At 58.4% G+C, this 1,199-nt stretch carries 1 protein-coding gene; it reads right to left on the bottom strand.

Annotated elements, in window-relative coordinates:
• Positions 1-149: 149 nt before the first annotated feature.
• A complete protein-coding gene (locus QMX85_RS23340; RefSeq protein ID WP_282344932.1) occupies positions 150-1,130 on the bottom strand; it encodes an IS5-like element ISPst5 family transposase in 981 nt (326 codons plus the stop codon).
• Positions 1,131-1,199: the final 69 nt, after the last annotated feature.

Genomic DNA, 1,199 nt, shown 5'->3' with positions numbered 1-1,199 from the left:
CTAGGGATGGTCTGAAGTAGTCAGGTATTTCTGGCTGACTCCAGCCCTTGCCGATTTCAAAACGGTGATTCGGCTAGAAAACGATCAAATCATCCCCTCTTTCCGGATTTATAGCCGGCGCGAGCACCTCGCGCCGGCCATTTCCCGCATTACAGACGCACCTCTCCTGCATTCGTCAGCAAATGTCGGCGCGCCATCCACAGGTTCGACAGCGCGAACAGTGTCACCAACTGCGCGGTGTTCTTCGCCAGGCCACGGAAGCGTGTCTTCACGTAGCCGAATTGGCGCTTGATCACCCGGAACGGGTGCTCGACTTTGGCGCGCACCTGGGCCTTGGATTTCTCGATCTTGCGCTTGGCTTTGTACAGCGCACTGCGCTTATTCAGCTTCTTGTACGTACTGCGGCGGGCCGCAATCTGCCAGATCACCTCCCGGCCTTCATGTTCCGGGCGTTTCTCTACGCCGGTGTAACCCGCGTCGGCGCCGACCATGTTTTCCTTTCCATGCAGCAGTTTGTCGACCTGGGTAACGTCAGCAACGTTGGCTGCCGTCCCCACCACGCTGTGCACCAGGCCAGACTCGGCATCCGCGCCGATGTGGGCCTTCATGCCGAAATAATACTGATTGCCCTTCTTGGTCTGGTGCATTTCCGGGTCACGCTTACCGTCCTTGTTCTTGGTCGAACTCGGCGCATGGATCAGCGTGGCATCGACGATGGTGCCCTGGCGCAGCGACAGGCCCCGATCGCCCAGGTAACCATTGATCACCGCCAGAATCCCGGCCGCCAACTCGTGCTTCTCCAGCAGGCGACGGAAATTGAGGATGGTGGTTTCGTCGGGAATACGCTCTAGGTTCAGCCCGGCAAACTGGCGCAAGATTGTGGTCTCGTACAGCGCCTCCTCCATCGCCGGATCGCTGTAGCCGAACCAGTTCTGCATCAAATGTACGCGCAGCATCGCCATCAGCTGATACGCCGGACGACCACCTTCACCCTTGGGGTAGTGCGGCTCGATCAGGGCAATCAAACCCTTCCACGGCACCACCTGATCCATCTCGATCAGGAACAACTCTTTGCGGGTCTGCTTGCGCTTGCCGGCGTACTCGGCGTCGGCGAAGGTCATTTGCTTCATCGGGAAACTCGGGCAACGGGATCGGCGTATTTCACCAGATTCGGGAAGTCTTTTTCAGACCATCCCTAG

The sequence above is a fragment of the Pseudomonas sp. PS02288 genome (assembly GCF_029959715.1).
Lineage (GTDB): Bacteria > Pseudomonadota > Gammaproteobacteria > Pseudomonadales > Pseudomonadaceae > Pseudomonas_O > Pseudomonas_O kuykendallii.
Note: the sequence above shows the minus strand (reverse complement) of the source record. Positions and strands in the feature narration are given on the sequence as shown.

Coding starts and splice junctions, on each gene's coding strand:
- QMX85_RS23340 (WP_282344932.1), bottom strand. CDS start 1,130: ATGAAGCAAATGACCTTCGCCGACGCCGAGTACGCCGGCAAGCGCAAG.